An 18,304-nucleotide genomic window follows, 5' to 3' on the forward strand; every position below is an offset into this window, starting at 1 on the left:
TCTGATCTGCCGAAGCAGGCGTTTCGTCATCCTTTGACCAATACGGCCACCACAGCGTCGACAGTGTTCCTGAGCCCCGCCACCGTATCCTCCGGATCGCTGTCGACCACCACCAACCTGGCGCCTGCCGCCTCGATCACCTTGAGCACCTGCGGCTCAGGCTGACGATGGTGCAGCACCAACGCCACATCCTGCGTCTTGAGGGTCTCTCCCAGCGCCTTCAGCGCCGCTTCATCCCACTTGCCATCTGCCGGCAGTGCCTGTGACACCACATCCAGGTTCAACCCGCTGACCAGATAGCCCAGACGTTCCGACAGGCTGACCACGCTGAGGTTATCGGCCTCGGCCAGGCGCGTCTGGCTGCTGGAGGTCAGCTCCAGCATCTGTCGCTTGAGCCCGGCAAGGTTGGCCTGGATCTTGTCCTTGTCAGCGGGGGACAAGCGCTCCAGGTCGTTGGCCACCACATCGGCCATGCGCCCGAGGTTGATCGGGTTCAACCAGGGATAGCTGGCGAATGCATTGTCGCCATCCACCGCGATGCCGGGCAGGGCGCCATCGACCGGGCGCGCGGCATCGATTTCGACGATGCGGATGTTGCTGCGCCGCGCCATGGGATAGAGCGGGTCGTCATGCCAGATCGAGCGCACGCCGATCACTGCCGTGGCCTGCTGAGCATCTTTGTGCAGGCTCGCACCGCCACGCCCCTCGAAGTACGACGGCTGGCGGCTGGCTGGAAGGTTGGCCGGTGCTGCGCGCTTGAGCTGCACCGAGGTGCCGTCGAGCAACGCGACAGCGAGGCTGTGGGTCACCGGCAGGGTGGTCAGCACTTGCGTGGCTGCGGCGCTGCTGGCGGGCTGTGCGGCCAGCACCAGGGTGGGCGCGCCGGCCAGGACCAGGGCCAGGGTGAGGCGTTTGAGCGTGAGGTTCATGCCGGGTTTCCTTGCAGGCGTGGGACGAGGGCGCGGGCGAGGGCCGCGAGGGCGAAGCACATACCGGCTACCAGGATGATTGCAGCGCCGGAGGGCACGGGCAGGTCGAAGACGATCGGCAGCAGGATGCCGAGCAGGGTGCTGAGGGTGGCGATCAGCACCGAGGCGAAGAAGAAGCCCTTGAGCGACTGGCTGACCAGGCGCGCGGCGGCAGCGGGGATCACCAGCAGCGCACCGACCAGGATGGCGCCGATCACCTTCACCGAGGCCACGGTCACCAGGGTCACCAGCACCACGAACAGGTAGTCGAGGGTCTTCACCGCCACGCCGCGCACGGCCGCCAGTTGCGGGTTGAAGCTGGCGAGGATGATGCGGTTGTACAGCGGCAGGGCCAAGGCCAGCACCAGCACGGCAACGATGCCGAGCACCAGCAGGTCGTGAGGGCTGACGGTAAGTACCGAGCCGAACAGCACGTTCTCGAGGATGTGCACGTTGATCTTGCCGGCCAGCATCAGCAGCAGGCTGGCACCCAGGGCCAGCGAGACGGAGAGGAACACGCCGATCAGGGTGTCCGGCGAAAGGCCCGTGCGGTTGCGCAGGAAATTCAGCAGGATGCCGAACAGCAGGCAGTAGCCGAACAAGCTGCCGTAGGGCCCGGTGTACGGCTCGCCGAGCAGGATACCGATGGCCACGCCCGTGAGTGCGGCGTGGCCGACAGCCTCGGAGAAGAACGCAAAGCGCTTGACCACCACCAGGGTGCCGAGCCCGCCCAGCACCGGGCCGATCATCAGGCCGGCGATCAGGGCGTTGATCACGAACCCATAGGCCAGGGCCTCGGGCAGGTAGCCAGCGGTGGCCCATTGCTGGACCAGTTGGCGGAAAGCTTCATAACTCATCAGGCAAGGCTCTCGCTGCGCGGGTGGACGGAGAACAGCCCGAGCAGGCGCTCCGGGGTCAGGGCCTGGGCGGGCGGGGCGTCGAACAGCGTCTTGCGGCTGAGCCCCGTGACGCGGTCGGCCAGGCGCAGTACCGCTTCAAGGTCGTGCTCGATCCACAGCACCGTGGTGCCGGCGTGGCGCCAGCCGTGCAGCAGTTGCTCGAACACCTGGATACCGGCTTCATCCAGCGCCGACATGGGTTCGTCCAGCACCAGCAGTTGCGGCTCGGGGATCAGCCCCTGGGCCAGCAGCACGCGCTGGCGCTCGCCACCGGACAACGCGCCCATGCGCCGCTTGCGCTTGTCGAGCATGCCGACCTTGGCCAGGGCGGCGTCGATGTCGGGTCGCACACGGCGCGACAGGCCGAGGAACGCCGGGCGCTGCTGGCACATGGCGGCCATGAAGTCGTCGACGGTCATCGGCAGGCCACGGTCGAACTCCAGCGCCTGCGGCACATAGCCGATCACCTCGCGCTCGGTGGGCCAGTGCAGGGTCAACTGGCCCTGGTGCGGCATCTGCCCGAGCAGGGTCTTGATCAGCGAGCTCTTGCCGCCACCGTTGGGGCCTACGATGGCATGCACGCTGCCGGCGGCAACGCTGAAGCTCACCTGCTCGAGGATGCGCGTGCGCCCAAGGGTGAGGTCGATGCCGGCGAAGTCGATGCGCGGGCCTTGGGTGCTGACCAGGTTGGCCGCGGCGGTCATGCGCGGTTCTCCTGGATGGCCTTGACCACGGTCTCGAGGTTACGCTTCATCTCCACCTCGTACTTGTCGGCGGTGTATTCGCCGTAGGAGATGTGGGTCAGCGGATAGATCTTCACCCCGGACTCGCGCTCGATGGTCTCGACGTAGGCGGACGGGAAGTCCATCTCCGAGAAGATCACCTTCACATCCAGGGCCTTGAGCTGGTCGATGGTTTTCTTCAACTGCGCCGGGCTCGGCTCGATGCCATGAGCCGGCTCGACCACTGCAGTGACTTCCAGGCCGAAGTCGCGCACCAGGTAGTCGTAGGCGGCGTGGATGGTCGCCACGCGAAACTCCGCGCCCGGTGCCTCGGTGACCTTGGCCAGGGCTTCGGCGCGCAGCGCGCGCAGGCGCTTGGCATAGGCGCGGGCGTTCTGGGTGTAGAACTTGGCGTTGTCCGGGTCGAGCTTGCCCAGTTCGCGGGCAATGTTGTTGACCTGGGCGATGCTGGCGCTGATCGACAGGAAGGTGTGCGGGTTGACCACCTTGCCGGCGCCGCGCGCAGCGATGCCGGTGGCGGCCAGCAGCGGGACGTTCTGGTTGGACTCGATGGTCTTGATGGCGGGCTTTTCGCTGGCGGCGATCATGCGATCGGCGAAGTCGTCGTGGCCGATGCCGTTGAGCACGATCACGTCCAGGGTGCCGATGCGCTTGATGTCTTCGGCGCGCGGCTCGTAGGCATGCGGGTTGAAGCCTGCCGGAATCAGCGGCACCACTTCAGCCTTGTCGCCGACGATATTGCTCACGTAGCTGTAGTAGGGGTGCAGGGTGATGCCGATGCGCAGCGGTTTGCCGCTGTCGGCCAGGGCCAGTGCCGGGAGCAGGCAGGCCAGGAGAAAGGCGAGGGCGGAGCGGAGCATGGCGCGGTCCTTGGGTTCAGTGACGGTGTTCGCGGGTGACCCCGGCGTCGTAGTGGCTGACGATTTCCTGCCAGCCGGCGGCGATCAGCGCGGCCTGGCCAAGATCGTCGGGGGCCCGGGTGCTGCGGTCGCGGCGCAGCCACACCTGGGCCGGTGCGGTGTCGGCCTGCGGCAGGATCAACAGGAAGCTGCCGGCAACGTCGGCGTCCTGGCTCGAGCCCAGGTAGGCGCCACTGGCCAGCCACTGCCACTGATGGCGGCCCCGGCTGGCGCTGCTGGTGTCGTCGACGAAGGGCGGCAGTGCATCATCGGCCAGCGCCTGTACTGCGGGCGCCTGGCCGTTTTCCTGGCGCAGGGCGAGGATTTCCTCGGTGGCCACGTGCAGGTCGGTGTAGACGCCCTGTTCGGCGGCGTTGAGGTCGCGGCGAGCGTCGATCTGGTGGCTGGCGATGGGCTGTTCGTCGACCCGTTCACCACGCAGCCCGACCAGGGTCGCGGCGAGGGCGGCGATCAGCACGGCGGCCAGCAGCACATAGAGGGTTTCGTGCCCGGCGCCGGCTGGGCGGATGACCTGGGCGCGGCTCATGGCGAGCCTATATCGGCATGGTCGACTTCCACCACGTGGCCGGGGCCGGCGTCGAACAGCACGTAGAACTCGCCGTCGGGGCGCTTGAAGGTGAGGGTCGAGTCGTCGCCAAGCTTGCCGCCGACCAGCACTTGCTCGTCGTAGCCGATCACATCCAGCGTCACGCCCGGCGCGCCGCTACCGTCGGAGAAGCCGCCGGTGCACTTGATCTGATCGCCCGCCACCGGTACGCAGTCGCACATCGGGTTGTGCGCCAATGCCGGCAGGGCGGTGAAGGTCAGCAGGGGCAGGGCAAGCCTGCGCAACAGGTGTTTCATCATTTGCCTCCTTGTTTCTCGAGCCAGGCGACAGTGGCCGGCGATGCCTTGGCCAGCGGTACGGATGCCTGGTGCATGCTGCCGTCCCAGCCTTCGATGGTGATCCAGATCTCGGCGTCTGGGCGGGTGCGGGGCGGGATCGGCAGCGAGGTGCTCATGCGGTAGGGCGAGCCGAAGAAGATCGAGCCGGCGGCGCGCAGGTTGCGCGGCTTGCCGATGCGCAGGTAGATGGCCTTGGCGCCTTCGGTGCAGGTTTGGCAGAGCGCGGCGTTGAACACCTTGAAGTGCCCGGCCGGGCCGTCCGCACGTGGGGCTTCGTCGCGCAGCTCGGCCAGGTCCAGGCGCCAGCGGTCGACCTGGATGTCCTTGACCACGTTGGCGCCCAGGCCGCTGTCACCGCGGAACAAGCTGGCATCGGCGAAGTACCTGGGCATGAAGCCCAGCGGGATGAGGATCAGCAGGATGTTGAAGTGGAAGCGCCATTTCAACCACCACTGCTTCAGGCCGCTGGGCGGCAGGGTTTGAGTCTGGGTCTGGCTCATGGCTGGGCCTCCACGGGGGTGTCTTCATGCCTGCGCACGCGCGCCGGGCGCTCGCTGCGCTTGAGCGCCGCGGCGGTGGCCTGGGCGGTGCGCTTGGTCCAGATCAGCAGGCCACTGAGCACCATCAGGGTGAGCACCAGGCCGAAGAAGAACCAGATCAGCTTGATCGGCAGGCCACCGAAGTCGCCGGTGTGCAGCGGGCGCATGGATTCGGTGACGAACTCCAGGGTCGAGCGATCGCCGAGCAGGAACTGGCTGTCGACGTTGCGGGTGTACGGGTTGACCTCGGCGGTCTGGAACATCAGCGGATACCAGCCTCGTCCGCCCATGCTGATATGGCTGTAGGCGGTGGCCGGCAGGGTGATGAAACTGATGTCCAGGCCCGGGATGGCCTCCTGGGCGATGCGGGCGGCCTCGTCCAGGTCGATGCGCGGCACCGGATTGCCGTCCGGGCTCTGTGGCACTTGTTCGCGAGCGATGACCGGCACGATCGGCTCGGTGGAAATGGTGACGTGGTTGTCGCCGAGAATGGCCTGGATCAGGAACCAGGTGCCGGTGATCGAAATCACCGCGATGAACCAGATCGACCACACCCCGGCCAGGCGGTGCAGGTCGCCCCAGAAGATCCGCGAGCCATGCTGGGTGCGCACTGGTTTGAAGAACCCGCGCCAGAATTTCTTGTACACCACAAGCCCTGTGACCAGCGAGGCGAGCATTGGCAGGCCGAGCAGCGACACCAGGTACCAGCCCCAGCTATAGCCGTTGGTGAACGGCACCAGCCACCAGCCGTGCAGGGCGCGGGTAAAGGCCTGGAAGTTGAAGTCGGGGGTCTTGCCCTGGATGGCGCCGGTATAGGGGTTGACGTAGAGCGTCGGTGACGTGCCGTCGGGATAGGTGACTGCGGCCTCGAGGGCGAAGTGCGAGCCGTCCGGCTGGCTGATGAAGCGCACCGCCATGTCCGGTTCGGCCTTGTTCAGCGCACTCAAGACCTGCTGGAAGCTCAGCCGCTCGGCGTTGTCGTCCGGTTGGCTGGCACGCACGTCGGGGTTCGCCAGCCAGACGATCTCCTGGCTGACCACCGCGAGCATGCCGGTGAAACAGACGATCAGGACAAAGAACCAGATCGGCAGGGCAAGCCAGCTGTGGACCAGGAACCACAGCTTGGACTTGGATTTTTTAGTTTGTCGGGCCATCAGTCGTTCTTCTGAGGAAAATTGCGGTCGAGTTTCATCTCAACCTTGAAGGCTGCATCTAATAGGACGAATGAGAATCAGAAACCTGAAGCCTCAAATGAAAGCAAATGTTTCAAACAAGCTCCGCTCCCGCTCCCGCTCTTGCTCTTGCTCTTGCTTCTAAGCGCGCGATATCCCAGGCGCCACCCATCGCGACCTCAGGAGGCCGAGCAGAGGCGTCTGGAGGGCCCTGGCGCGCAGCGCCCTTCGGCGTCCCGCCGAAGTCGCGAGATGTAGACTTGCGCAGCAAGTCGGAGTCCGCGAAGGCCCGGAAGGCGCCGGCGCGAGGGAACCCCGGAGCGCAGCGCAGGGGCCGTATGTGGGAGCAAGCGGTTTTTGCCTACTTTTTTCCAAGAAAAAAAGTAGGTCGCCGTAAGGGCGAAAAGGTGAATCCGCGTCGCCACCCAAATCGGATATTCACCCGCCACGAGCCCCCCCCACCGCCCCCCAAACCCCCACCAAAACCTAACTTTTTGCAAGATGTATCCGTTTCGTAGGGATAGCCGGGCCCCGCCCGATACCCCACCCGTACGGAAGCAATCTGATGAATGCCGAGAAGTCCCTGCAACTGGCCCGCCGTTTCATTGAACTGCCGCTGGAAAAGCGCCGCGTGTTCCTCGAGACCCTGGCCAAGGAGGGCATCGACTTTTCCCAGTTCCCCATCCCGGCCAGTGTCGAGGCCCCAGACCGCCATGCGCTGTCCTACGCCCAGCAACGCATGTGGGTGCTCTGGCAGATGGACCCCCAGAGCGGCGCCTACAACCTGCCAGGCGCCGTACGCCTGTTAGGCCAGCTGAACGAAGCCGCCCTAGAGCAGGCCTTCGCCACCGTACTGGCCCGTCACCAAAGCCTGACCACCGTCTTCGAACCCCAGGCCGATGACCGCTTGGAGCAGGCCCATCGCCCGCTCACCCGCGTGAACATCGAGCGCGTCGACCTGCGCAACCTCGCCGCCGACCAGCGTGAGGCACAGGTCCGTGCCGAAGCCGAGACCGAGTCGCTACGCCCGTTCGACCTGGCGCAAGGCCCACTGCTGCGGGTGCGCCTGCTGCACCTCGATGCGCAGGAGCACGTGCTGCTGCTGACCCTGCACCACATCGTTTCCGACGGCTGGTCGATGAATGTGCTGATCGATGAGTTCAGCCGCGCCTATGACGCCTTTGCCGCCGGCCAGGCACCGCAGCTGCCAGCACTGCCCATCCAGTACGTCGACTACGCCCTGTGGCAGCGCCGCTGGCTCGAAGCGGGCGAGATGGAGCGCCAGTTGCAGTACTGGCAGGCCCAGCTGGGCGAGGAGCAGCCGGTGCTGGAGCTGCCGCTTGACCACGCGCGCCCGGCCACTCCCAGCTTCAGCGGCAGCCGCCAGTCATTCCCGCTCGACGCGGCACTGACCGAGCAGGTGCGCGGTTTTGCCCGCCAGCACAACCTGTCGCTGTTCATGGTCCTGCTCGCCAGCTTCGGCATGCTCCTGCAACGCTACACCGGCCAAAGCGACCTGCGCATCGGCAGCCCGGTGGCCAACCGCAACCGCGCCGAGGTCGAGGGGCTGATCGGGCTGTTCGTCAACACCCAGGTGCTGCGCCTGCAGCCACAAGCGCAACAGGACGTGCTGGGTTATCTGCAAGCGGTACGTCAGACCGTGCTGGGCGCCCAGGCGCACCAGGACCTGCCGTTCGAGCGCCTGGTCGAGGCGCTCAAGGTCGAGCGCAGCCTCAGCCACGCACCGCTGTTCCAGGTGATGTACAACCACCAGCCGCAGGTCGCCGACCTGACCACCGTCACCCTGGCGTCCGGCCTGCAACTGGCGCCGCTGCAATGGCGCAGCCGCACCACCCAGTTCGACCTCAGCCTCGACACCTACGAGCAAGGTGGCGTGCTGCACGCGGCCTTCACCTATGCCAGCGACCTGTTCGACGGCGCCACCATCGAGCGCATGGCCCGGCACTGGCAGGCCCTGCTCCGAGGCCTGGTCGAGCAGCCGCAGCAAGCGCTGTGGCAGGTGCCGATGCTCGATGACGCCAGCCTTGCCACCGTGCTCCAGGACTGGAACGCTACAGCCCGTGACTACCCGCTCGAACGCCCGGTGCACCAGCTGTTCGAAGACCAGGCACGCCGCGCGCCGCAGGCTCTGGCCCTGGTGTTTGGCGAGCATGCGCTCAGCTACGCCCAGCTCGACGCCCGCGCCAACCAGTTGGCCCACTACCTGCGCGCCCAGGGCGCCCGGGGCGACAGCCTGGTCGGCATCAGCGTGCAGCGCAGCGTCGAAATGGTGGTGGGGCTGCTGGGCATCCTCAAGGCCGGTGCTGCCTATGTGCCGCTGGATCCGGAGTACCCCGCAGAACGCCTGGCCTACATGATCGAGGACAGCGGCATCGACCTGCTGCTGACCCAGCAGGCACTGCTCGACAGCCTGCCGCTGCCCCAGGGTGTGCAGTGCGTGGCGCTCGACCAGTTGCTGCTCGACGAGCAACCCACCAGCCCCCCGTTGGTGGATATCGACCCCGAGCAACTGGCCTACGTCATCTACACCTCCGGCTCCACCGGGCGGCCGAAGGGCGCCGGCAACAGCCACCGGGCCCTGGCCAACCGCCTGCACTGGATGCAGGAGGCCTACGCCATCGGCGCCGACGACACCGTGCTGCAGAAGACCCCCTTCAGTTTCGACGTGTCGGTGTGGGAGTTCTTCTGGCCGCTGATGACTGGCGCGCGCCTGGCGGTGGCCGCGCCGGGTGAACATCGCGATCCGGCACGCTTGATCGAGACCATCCGCCGCTTCCAGGTCAGCACCCTGCATTTCGTGCCGTCGATGCTCCAGGCGTTCATCCACGAGCCGGGTGTCGAAGCGTGCAGTAGCCTGCGGCGTATCGTCTGCAGCGGTGAGGCCCTGCCGGTGGATGCCCAGTTGCAGGTGTTCGCCCGCCTGCCGGGCGCAGCCCTGTACAACCTGTATGGCCCGACCGAGGCGGCCATCGACGTCACCCATTGGACCTGCCGCGACGAAGGCCGGGACAGCGTGCCGATCGGCCTGCCGATCGCCAACCTGCGCACCTACGTGCTCGACGCCGGCCTCGAGCCGGTTGCCACCGGTGTTTCCGGCGAGCTCTACCTGGGCGGTGTCGGCTTAGCCCGGGGCTACCATCGCCGCCCGAGCCTGACCGCCGAGCGCTTCGTCGCCGATCCTTTCGTTTCTGGCCAGCGCCTGTATCGCACCGGCGACCGTGTGCGCCAGCGCCACGATGGCGTGATCGAATACCTAGGCCGCTTCGACCATCAGGTGAAGATTCGCGGCCTGCGCATCGAGCTGGGCGAGATCGAGGCGCGCCTGGCCCAGCATGAGTGGGTACGTGAGGCCGTGGTGCTGGCGCTGGACGGCAAGCAGCTGGTGGCCTACCTGGTACTCAACGAGCAGCCCGATGGCTGGCAGCAGGGCCTCAAGGACTGGCTGTTGCAGGCGCTGCCCGAGTTCATGGTGCCCACCCACCTGATGCCGCTCGACCGCCTGCCGCTGACGCCCAACGGCAAGCTCGACCGCAAGGCGCTGCCACAGCCCGATGCGGCGCCACGCGGCGCCTATGTCGCCGCGCAAACGCCGGTGCAGCAGATTCTGGCGCAGGTCTGGAGCGAGGTGCTCGGGGTCGAACAGGTCGGCCTGGACGACAACTTCTTCGAACTGGGCGGCGACTCGATCATCGCCATCCAGGTGGTCAGCCGCGCCCGACGCCAAGGCTTGCAGTTCAGCCCGCGTGACCTGTTCCAGTTCCAGACCCTGCGCGGCCTGGCTGGCGCTGCCGGGCGTGCGACGCAGGTGCAGGCCGAGCAGGGTGCGGTGCAGGGCCCGGCGCTGCTGACCCCTATCCAGCGCGCCTTCTTCGAGCAGGCGGTGCCTGCACGGGCACACTGGAACCAGTCGCTGCTGCTGACGCCGCGCCAGACCCTGGACGCTGGTCGCCTGCAGCAGGCGCTGGTGCGCCTGGTCGAACAACATGATGCTCTACGCCTGCGCTTCCAGCTGCACGACGGCCACTGGCAGGCCGAGCACGGTGCGCTGCCCGCCGGGCTGCTGCGTGAAGAAACGGCTGCCGATGCCGAGGCGCTGGCGGCGCTCTGCGACACCACCCAGCGCAGCCTCGACCTGGCCGACGGGCCGCTGCTGCGCGCGGTACTGGTGCAAATGGCCGATGGCAGCCAGCGCTTGCTGCTGGTGATCCACCACCTGGTGGTCGATGGCGTGTCCTGGCGCGTACTGCTCGAAGACTTGCAGCACGCCTACACGCAACAGCCGCTGCCCGCCAAGACCAGCGCCTGGCAGGCCTGGGCCGCGCGCCTGCCTGCCCTGGCTGCGCAACAGGCCGGCGAGCTGGACTACTGGCGCGCCCAGCGTGTCGACCACGAGCTGCCGTGCGACATGCCCCAGGGCGCCGCGCTCAACCGCCACGGCCGCACCCTGGAAACGCGCCTGGACGCCGAGCTGACCCGTCAGTTGCTGCAGCTTGCCCCGGCCGCCTACCGCACACAGATCAACGACCTGCTGCTGACGGCGCTGGCCCGGGTGGTCGCGCGCTGGAGCGCGCAGCAGGCGGTGCTGGTGCAACTGGAAGGGCACGGTCGCGAAGAGGTGTTCGAGGATGTCGACCTGTCGCGCACCGTGGGCTGGTTCACCACGCTGTTCCCTGTACGCCTGAGCGTCAGTGACGATGTGGGCGCCTCGATCAAGACGGTCAAGGAGCAGTTGCGCGCGGTGCCGGGCAAGGGGCTGGGCTACGGCCTGCTGCGCTACCTGGGCGATGAGGCCCAGCGCCAGGCGCTCGACCAGGCCACGCCTGCGCGTATCACCTTCAACTATCTGGGGCAGTTCGACCAGCAGTTCGATGCCCAGGCACTCTGGGCGCCCGCCACCGAGCGCAGCGGCCAGGCCCAGGACCCCGAGGCCCCCTTGGCCAACTGGCTGACCCTGGAAAGCCAGGTCTATGCCGGCGAGCTGTCGCTGCGCTGGGGCTACAGCGGCCAGATGTACCATGACGCCACTGTCGAAGGCCTGGCCCAGGCCTACAACGATGAGCTGGCACAACTGATCGCCCACTGCCTGCAAACCCCGGCCGGCCAGGCGACGCCTTCCGACTTCCCGCTCGCACGCATCGACCAGGCGCAGCTCGACGCGCTGCCAGTCGCTGCCAGCGCTATCGAAGCGCTCTATCCGCTGTCGCCGATGCAGCAGGGCATGTTCTTCCACGCCCAGTACGAGCCCGGGGCCGGTGCCTACATCAACCAACTGCGCCTGGATATCCAGGGGCTGGAGCCCGCGCGTTTGCGTGAGGCCTGGAGCGAGGCAATGGCGCGCCACGAGATCCTGCGTGCCAGCGTGCATTGGGAGGGCTTGAGCGAGGCGCACCTGTTGGTGCAGCGCCATCTCGACTTGCCGCTGCAGGTGCTGGAGGGCGTGCACGACCTCGATGCCCTGGCCGCCGCCGAACGCCTTCGCGGCTTCGATCTGCGCCAGGCGCCGCTGTTCCGCCTGCAACTGGTGGCACTGCAGGGCGGTGGCTGGCACCTGATCTACACCAGCCATCACATCCTCATGGATGGCTGGAGCAATGCCAGCCTGCTGGCCCAGGTGATCCAGACCTACGCCGGGCAACCGGTGCCCGCCGCCAGCGGGCGTTTCAGCGACTACCTGGGCTGGTTGCAACGCCAGCCCGTCGATGCTGGCGAGCGCTTCTGGAAGGCTGCACTGGCGCCGTTGCAGGGGCCGACCTTGCTGGCCTCGGCGTTGCGTCGGGCGCAAGGGCAGGGCAGTGGCGAGCACTTGCATGTGTTCGACGGCGCCTTCGCCGAGCGCCTGGGCCAGTTCGCCCGCCAGCGCAAAGTGACCCTCAACACCCTGTTCCAGGCGGCCTGGGGCCTGGTGTTGCAACGTCACACCGGCCAGGCCTGCGTGGCGTTCGGCGCGACCGTCAGCGGGCGCTCGGCGCCGTTGCCGGGGATCGAAGAGCAACTGGGGCTGTTCATCAACACCCTTCCGGTCCTGTGCAGCGCAGCACCTGGCCAGTCGGTCGGCGCGGCCCTGGAAACCCTGCAGGCGTTCAACCTCGACCTGCGCGAGTTCGAGCACGTGCCGCTGTACAAGGTCCAGGGTTGGGCCGGCCAGCAGGGCGGTGTGCTGTTCGACACCTTGATGGTGTTCGAGAACTTCCCGGTGGCCGAGGCCCTGCGTGATGGCGCGCCAGCCGGGTTGCAGGTGGGCGCGCTGCGCAATCACGAGCGCACCCATTATCCGCTGACCCTCGGCATCGAGCTGGGTGCGCGATTGAGCGTGGAGTTCGCCTACGACCTGGCGCACTTCGATGCTGCGCAGGTCGAGCAGCTGTGCGCCGGTTTCTGCCAGGCGCTCGAGCAGATGCTCGAGCAGCCCTCGGCCGCGCTGGGCAGCCTGCGGCTGCTGGATGACACCACGCAGCAGGCGGTGTTGGCGCACAGCCAGGGCGAAGCGATCGACCTGTCTGCCACGCCGCTGTTGCACCAGCGCATCGCCGCCCAGGCCGCGCGCAACCCCGACGCCCTGGCCGTGTTGTGCGAGGGCCGCTCGCTCAGCCATGGCCAACTCAACCGCCAGGCCAACCGCCTGGCGCACCTGCTCATCGCCCAGGGCTTGGGCCCGGGCAAACGTATCGGCCTGGCCCTGCGCCGCAGCCCGCAACTGATCGTCAGCTTGCTGGCGGTGCTCAAGAGTGGCGCAGCCTATGTGCCGCTTGACCCAGCCTACCCGGATGAGCGCCTGCGCTACATGATCGAGGACAGCCAGCTCGACTTGCTGCTGTGCGACGACGGCCTGTTGCAGGGCCTGAGCCTGCCAGCCGAGGTGCCGCGCCTGGTGACCGGCGAGCTGGCGCTGGACGCGCAGCCCGAGCATGACCCGCTCGTGCAGCCTCACGCCCAGGACCTGGCATACGTGATCTACACCTCCGGCTCCACCGGCCGGCCCAAGGGCGTCGCCATCAGCCATGCCGCCCTGCGCGAGTTCTGCCAGAGCGGTGCGCAGTATTCGCACCTGAGCGCCAACGACCGCGTGCTGCAGTTCGCCACCTTCAGCTTCGACGGCTTCGTCGAGCAGTGCTATCCGCCGCTGGCACTGGGGGCGGCGCTGGTGATGCGGGGCGAGTCGCTGTGGGATGTGCAGCAGTTGGCCGAGCACATCGTGCAGCACGACGTCACCTTGGCCGACCTGCCAGCGGCCTACTGGTACCTGCTGGCCAAAGAGTGCGCCGCGCAGCCGGGCCGTGGCCTGGGTGCACTGCGCCAGGTGCACGTCGGCGGCGAGGCGATGTCGGTGGAAGGGCTGCGCCTGTGGCACGCCGCGGGCTTGGGCGAGGTCGCGCTGATCAACACCTACGGCCCGACCGAGGCCACCGTGGTCTCCAGCGTGCATGCCTGCCGCCTGGGCGATGCCAGCGACAGCCACGGCGTGCCGATTGGCCGGGCCATTGCCGGCCGCGCCCTCTATGTGCTCGACGGCGCTGGCGAGCTGTTGCCGGCGGGCGCGGTCGGTGAGTTGTGCATCGCCGCCCCGGCCTGTCTGGCCCAGCAGTATTACCAGCGTCCGGGCCTCACGGCCGAACGCTTCCTGCCCGACCCGTTCGCTCGCGAGCCGGGCGCACGGCTTTATCGCAGTGGCGACCTGGCCTGCTACAACGCCGAAGGGGTGCTGGAGTATGTCGGGCGCATCGATCACCAGGTGAAGATTCGCGGCATGCGCATCGAAATGGGTGAGATCGAAGCCTGCCTGCAGGCCCAGCCGGGAGTGCGCGCCGCCGCGCTGATCGCCCAACCGACCGGCCAGGGTGCGCAGTTGGTGGCCTTCGTCGTGCCGGTTGCCAGCGAGGCAGTGCAGGGCGATGCGCGCACGGCCTTCGTCGCCGCGCTGCGCGACGCGTTGCGCCAGTCGCTGCCGGAGTTCATGGTGCCGGCGCAACTCGTCGTGCTGGACCAGTTGCCGCTGAACAACAACGGCAAGCTTGACCGCGCAGCCTTGCCGCTACCCGAGGCAGACGCCACCCGCGCGGCCTACATCGCCCCGCGCAATGCCTTGCAGGCGGCGCTGGCGGACATCTGGGCCCAGGTGCTGGACGTGCCGCAGATCGGCCTGGCCGATCACTTCTTCGAGCGTGGCGGGCATTCGCTGCTGGCCATGCAGGTGGTGGTGCGCATCCGTCAGCAGTTGCAGCGCGAGGTGCCGGTGCGGGTGCTGTTCCAGGCGCCGGTGCTGGAGGCGTTCGCCGAGGCCTGCCAGGCCCAGGCCGCTGAGGCGGGGCCTGCGTTGGTCAGTGTGGGCCATGACCAACCGCTGGCATTGTCCTATGCCCAGGAGCGCCAGTGGTTCCTGTGGCAACTGGAGCCGCACAGTGCGTCCTATCACATTCCGGCAGCGCTGCGTCTGCGCGGCGCGCTGGATTGCGACGCCCTGGCGCGCAGCGTGCAGGACCTGGTGGATCGCCATGCCTCGCTGCGCACCGCGTTCGTCGAAGAGGACGGGGAGGTCCGCCAGGTCATCGCCCCGGCGCTGACCTTCGCGATCGACTACCAGGCCATGGAGGGGCAGGCCGACGAGGCGGCCATCCGCCGCGAAGTGCAGCGCGAGATTCGCCGCCCGTTCGACCTGTTCCAGGCGCCGTTGCTGCGGGTTCGCGTCCTGGTGCTGGGCGAACAGGACCATGTGTTGGTGATGACCCAGCACCACATCGTCTCCGACGGCTGGTCGATGCAGCTGCTGGTCGAACAGTGGCAGGCGCGCTACCTCGCCCATTGCCGTGGCGAGGCCGCGGCACTCGAGCCCCTGGCCTTGCAGTACGCCGACTTCGCCCAGTGGCAACGCCAATGGCTGGAGGCGGGCGAGGGCGCCCGGCAACTGGCCTACTGGCGTGAACAACTGGGCGACGAGCAGCCCGTGCTGGAACTGCCGTTCGACCGCCCGCGACCTGCCGAGCAGAGCCAGCGCGGTGCGCGCCTGGACCAGAGCCTGGCCGAGCCGCTGGTGGCAGCGCTACGCGAGCAGGCCAGCGCCCAGGGCGTGACCCTGTTCGTCTACCTGTTGGCCTCGTTCCAGGCCTTGCTGCACCGCTACAGCGGCCAGTCCGATATCCGCGTCGGCGTACCGGTGGCCAACCGCACCCGTGCCGAGACCGAGTCGATGGTCGGCTTCTTCGTCAACACCCAGGTGCTGCGCGCCCAGGTCGATGGCGCGGCCGGTTTCGATCAACTGCTGCAACAGGTACGCCAGGCCGTACTCGGCGCCCAGGCCCACCAGGACCTGCCGTTCGAGCAACTGGTCGACGCCCTGCAGCCCCAGCGCAGCCTGAGCTACAGCCCGCTGTTCCAGGTCATGCACAACCACCAGGTGACGCCTGCCACCGCAACCTCCCTGCAAGGCCTGGCGCTCGAGCCGCTGAGCTGGGACAGCGGCACCGCGCAGTTCGACCTGAGCCTGGACACCACTGAGGTCGAGGCGCGCATCGAAGTGTCGCTGACCTACGCCACCGACCTGTTCGACCACGCCACCATCGAGCGTCTGGCCGACCATTGGCAGCACCTGCTGCAGGCCGTGGTGCACGACCCGCTGTGCCCAGTGGCGCGCTTGCCGCTGCTGGCCGCCGACGAACAGCAGCGCATGCTTCAGACCTGGAACTCGGCAGCGCTGCCGCCTGCGACCCACGCCAGCTTGCACGGTCTGATCCAGGCTCGCGCCGCGCAGGCCCCCGAGGCCCTGGCGCTGATCTGCGGTGAGCGCGAGCTGAGCTATCACGAGCTCGACACGCAGGCCAACCGCCTGGCCCATCGCCTGCGTGCCCTGGGTGTCGGCCCGGAAGTGCGGGTCGGCGTGGCCTTGCCGCGCAGCGCCGAACTGGTGGTAGCCCTGCTGGCGGTGCTCAAGGCCGGTGGCGCCTATGTGCCGCTGGACCTGGCCTACCCGCGCGAGCGCCTGGCGCACATGCTCGGCGATAGCCAGGCGCACCTGCTGCTGACTCAGGCCGACCAGGCCGCACAGTTGGCGTCGGTGATCAGCGAAGGCCAGTCGCTGCTGTTGCTCGACGACGACCCGCAGCTGGCGCTGCAACCCACCCATGCGCCGGTCCAGCATGACGATGCCGAGCACCTGGCGTACGTGATCTACACCTCTGGCTCCACCGGCCTGCCCAAGGGCGTGGCGATCACCCATGGCAATGCCGTGGCGCTGGTGCGATGGGCCCAGGGGCTGTACAGCCAGGACGATCTGCAAGGCGTGCTGGCGAGCACCTCGATCTGCTTCGACCTGTCGGTCTGGGAGCTGTTCGTGACCCTGGCCGGCGGCGGCCATTTCATTCTCGCCGACAACGCCCTGGCGCTGCCGGAACTGCCTGCGCGCGAGCGCGTGACCCTTATCAACACCGTGCCGTCGGCGATCGCCGCGCTGCTGCAGGCCGGGGCGATTCCGTCCAGTGTGCGCACCATCAACCTGGCGGGCGAGCCGCTGAAGCAGTCGCTGGTCGATGCGCTGTATGCGCTGCCGGGCGTCGAACGCGTGCACGACCTTTACGGGCCGTCCGAAGACACCACCTATTCGACCTGCGTGCTGCGCCAGGCCAACGGCCGGGCCAGCATTGGCCGGCCGCTGCCGGGCACCTGCGCCTATGTGCTGGATGGCCACCTGCAGCCGCAGCCGGTGGGGGTGGCGGGCGAGCTGTACCTGGCCGGCGAGGGCCTGGCGCGCGGTTACCTGCGCCGGCCTGGGCTGAGTGCCGAACGCTTCGTCGCCGACCCGTTCACCGGTGAAGGCGGGCGCATGTACCGCACCGGCGACCTGGTGCGTTACCGCGAAGACGCGTCGATCGAATACCTGGGGCGTATCGACCATCAGGTCAAGGTGCGCGGTTTCCGTATCGAGCTGGGTGAGATCGAGGCACGCCTGTTGGCGCACCCCGAGGTGCGTGAGGTGGCGGTGGTCGCCCGTCAGGGTGAACTGGGGACGCAATTGGTCGGCTATGTCGCTGCTGCGGCATTGCATGATGATGCCGAGCCGCTCAAGGCCTGGCTCAAGCAGACCCTGCCGGACTACATGGTGCCCACCCACTGGCTGTTCCTCGAACGCCTGCCGCTGACCCCCAACGGCAAGCTCGACCGCAAGGCACTGCCAGCGCCGCAGGCCAGTGCTCCAGCACGCTGCGCGGTGCCACCTGGCGCGTCGGGGCAGTTGCCTGCGGCACCGGCAGCGCCTTGCGGTCGAGCTTGCCGTTTGGGGTCAGCGGCAGGCGTTCGAGGAACAGCCAGTGGGTCGGCACCATGTAGTCCGGCAGGGTCTGTTGCAGGTTGGCTTTCAACACACTGCGCAACTCGCTTTCGTCCGCGCCATGGTCCTGGGCCACCACGTAGGCGACCAGTTGCTGAACGCCATTCAGCTCGACGGCCAGCACCGCCGATTCGCGCAACAGGCCCTGGGCCTGCAAGCGCGCTTCGATTTCACCCAGCTCGATGCGCAGGCCACGCACTTTCACCTGATGGTCCACACGCCCGGCGTACTCCAGCACGCCGTCTTCGCGGTAGCGTGCCAGGTCACCGGTGCGGTAAAGCCGCGAGCCATCCGCCGCGAACGGGTCTGGCAAGTATTTCTCGGCGGTCAGCCCCGGACGCAGCAGGTAGCCGCGGGTGACACCCTCGCCTGCCAGGTACAGCTCCGCCGTCGCCCCGACCGGCACCGATTGCAGCTCGCCGTCCAGCAGGTAGCTGGCGGTGTTGTGCAGCGGGCGGCCGATGTTGGCCTGCCCGCCCGCCTCGCGGCGGGTCCAGGTCGAATAGGTGGTGTCTTCCGAAGGGCCGTAAAGATCGTAGACGTGCTGGATGTGCTCCAGCGCGTAGAGCGCCTCGACCACCGACTGCTTCAGCGGCTCGCCCGCCAGATTGACGATGCGCACGCTCGCCGGTATCTGCCCGGCGCGCAGCAGCGCACTGGCCGCCGACGGCACGCTGTTGATCAGGCGCACCCGATCCCGCGCTTCCAGCTCAGGCAGTTCCAGGGCATTGCGCGCACCCACGATGAAACCGCCCCCCGCCAGGGTCACGAACAGCTCCCACACCGACAGGTCGAAGCAGATCGAGGTGCTGGCCAGCACGCCCTGAATGTCCGCCTGGCTGT

Annotated in this window: 8 protein-coding genes and 2 pseudogenes; 1 reads left to right on the top strand and 9 read right to left on the bottom strand. The window is 67.8% G+C overall.

The window, feature by feature from the left end; translation table 11 throughout:
* Positions 1–26 precede the first annotated feature (26 nt).
* Genes ACPZMI_RS04685 through ACPZMI_RS04720 form a run of 8 tightly spaced genes read right to left on the bottom strand, consistent with a single transcriptional unit; the run spans position 27 to position 6,108 of the window.
* The gene (locus tag ACPZMI_RS04685; RefSeq protein WP_186669676.1) at positions 27–929 is read right to left on the bottom strand and encodes a metal ABC transporter solute-binding protein, Zn/Mn family; all 903 of its coding nucleotides are present in this window, start codon (positions 927–929) and stop codon (positions 27–29) included.
* Positions 926–1,825: a metal ABC transporter permease gene (locus ACPZMI_RS04690; RefSeq protein WP_186711106.1), complete on the bottom strand. Its 900-nt coding sequence runs from the start codon at positions 1,823–1,825 to the stop codon at positions 926–928. Before ACPZMI_RS04690 ends, ACPZMI_RS04685 begins: the two co-directional genes overlap by 4 nt.
* Positions 1,825–2,571, bottom strand: a complete 747-nt coding sequence (locus ACPZMI_RS04695) for a metal ABC transporter ATP-binding protein (RefSeq protein WP_426351788.1) — start codon at positions 2,569–2,571, stop codon at positions 1,825–1,827. The genes ACPZMI_RS04690 and ACPZMI_RS04695 overlap by 1 nt, the downstream gene beginning before the upstream one ends.
* Positions 2,568–3,470: a metal ABC transporter substrate-binding protein gene (locus ACPZMI_RS04700; protein ID WP_186722121.1), complete on the bottom strand. Its 903-nt coding sequence runs from the start codon at positions 3,468–3,470 to the stop codon at positions 2,568–2,570. Before ACPZMI_RS04700 ends, ACPZMI_RS04695 begins: the two co-directional genes overlap by 4 nt.
* A 16-nt stretch (positions 3,471–3,486) precedes the next feature.
* Positions 3,487–4,056, bottom strand: coding sequence for a DUF6162 family protein (locus tag ACPZMI_RS04705; RefSeq protein WP_426351789.1), 570 nt, complete (start codon positions 4,054–4,056; stop codon positions 3,487–3,489).
* Positions 4,053–4,373, bottom strand: coding sequence for a hypothetical protein (locus ACPZMI_RS04710; protein ID WP_186669670.1), 321 nt, complete (start codon positions 4,371–4,373; stop codon positions 4,053–4,055). Before ACPZMI_RS04710 ends, ACPZMI_RS04705 begins: the two co-directional genes overlap by 4 nt.
* Positions 4,373–4,915 (bottom strand): thiamine pyrophosphate-binding protein, encoded by a 543-nt coding sequence (locus ACPZMI_RS04715; protein WP_186669669.1) that lies wholly within the window; start codon positions 4,913–4,915, stop codon positions 4,373–4,375. The genes ACPZMI_RS04710 and ACPZMI_RS04715 overlap by 1 nt, the downstream gene beginning before the upstream one ends.
* The gene (locus ACPZMI_RS04720) at positions 4,912–6,108 is read right to left on the bottom strand and encodes a PepSY-associated TM helix domain-containing protein (RefSeq protein ID WP_112897992.1); all 1,197 of its coding nucleotides are present in this window, start codon (positions 6,106–6,108) and stop codon (positions 4,912–4,914) included. Before ACPZMI_RS04720 ends, ACPZMI_RS04715 begins: the two co-directional genes overlap by 4 nt.
* Positions 6,109–6,691: 583 nt before the next feature.
* Here ACPZMI_RS04720 and ACPZMI_RS04725 point away from each other — a divergent pair.
* Positions 6,692–17,350 (top strand): annotated as a pseudogene (locus ACPZMI_RS04725) (amino acid adenylation domain-containing protein); the annotation flags it as partial.
* 109 nt (positions 17,351–17,459) lie between these two features.
* On the opposite strand, the pseudogene ACPZMI_RS04730 reads toward ACPZMI_RS04725, so the two are convergent.
* Positions 17,460–18,281, bottom strand: a pseudogene (locus tag ACPZMI_RS04730) (AMP-binding protein); the annotation flags it as partial.
* Positions 18,282–18,304 lie beyond the last annotated feature (23 nt).

It is taken from the genome of Pseudomonas wayambapalatensis (assembly GCF_049942315.1).
Classification (GTDB): Bacteria; Pseudomonadota; Gammaproteobacteria; order Pseudomonadales; family Pseudomonadaceae; genus Aquipseudomonas; species Aquipseudomonas wayambapalatensis.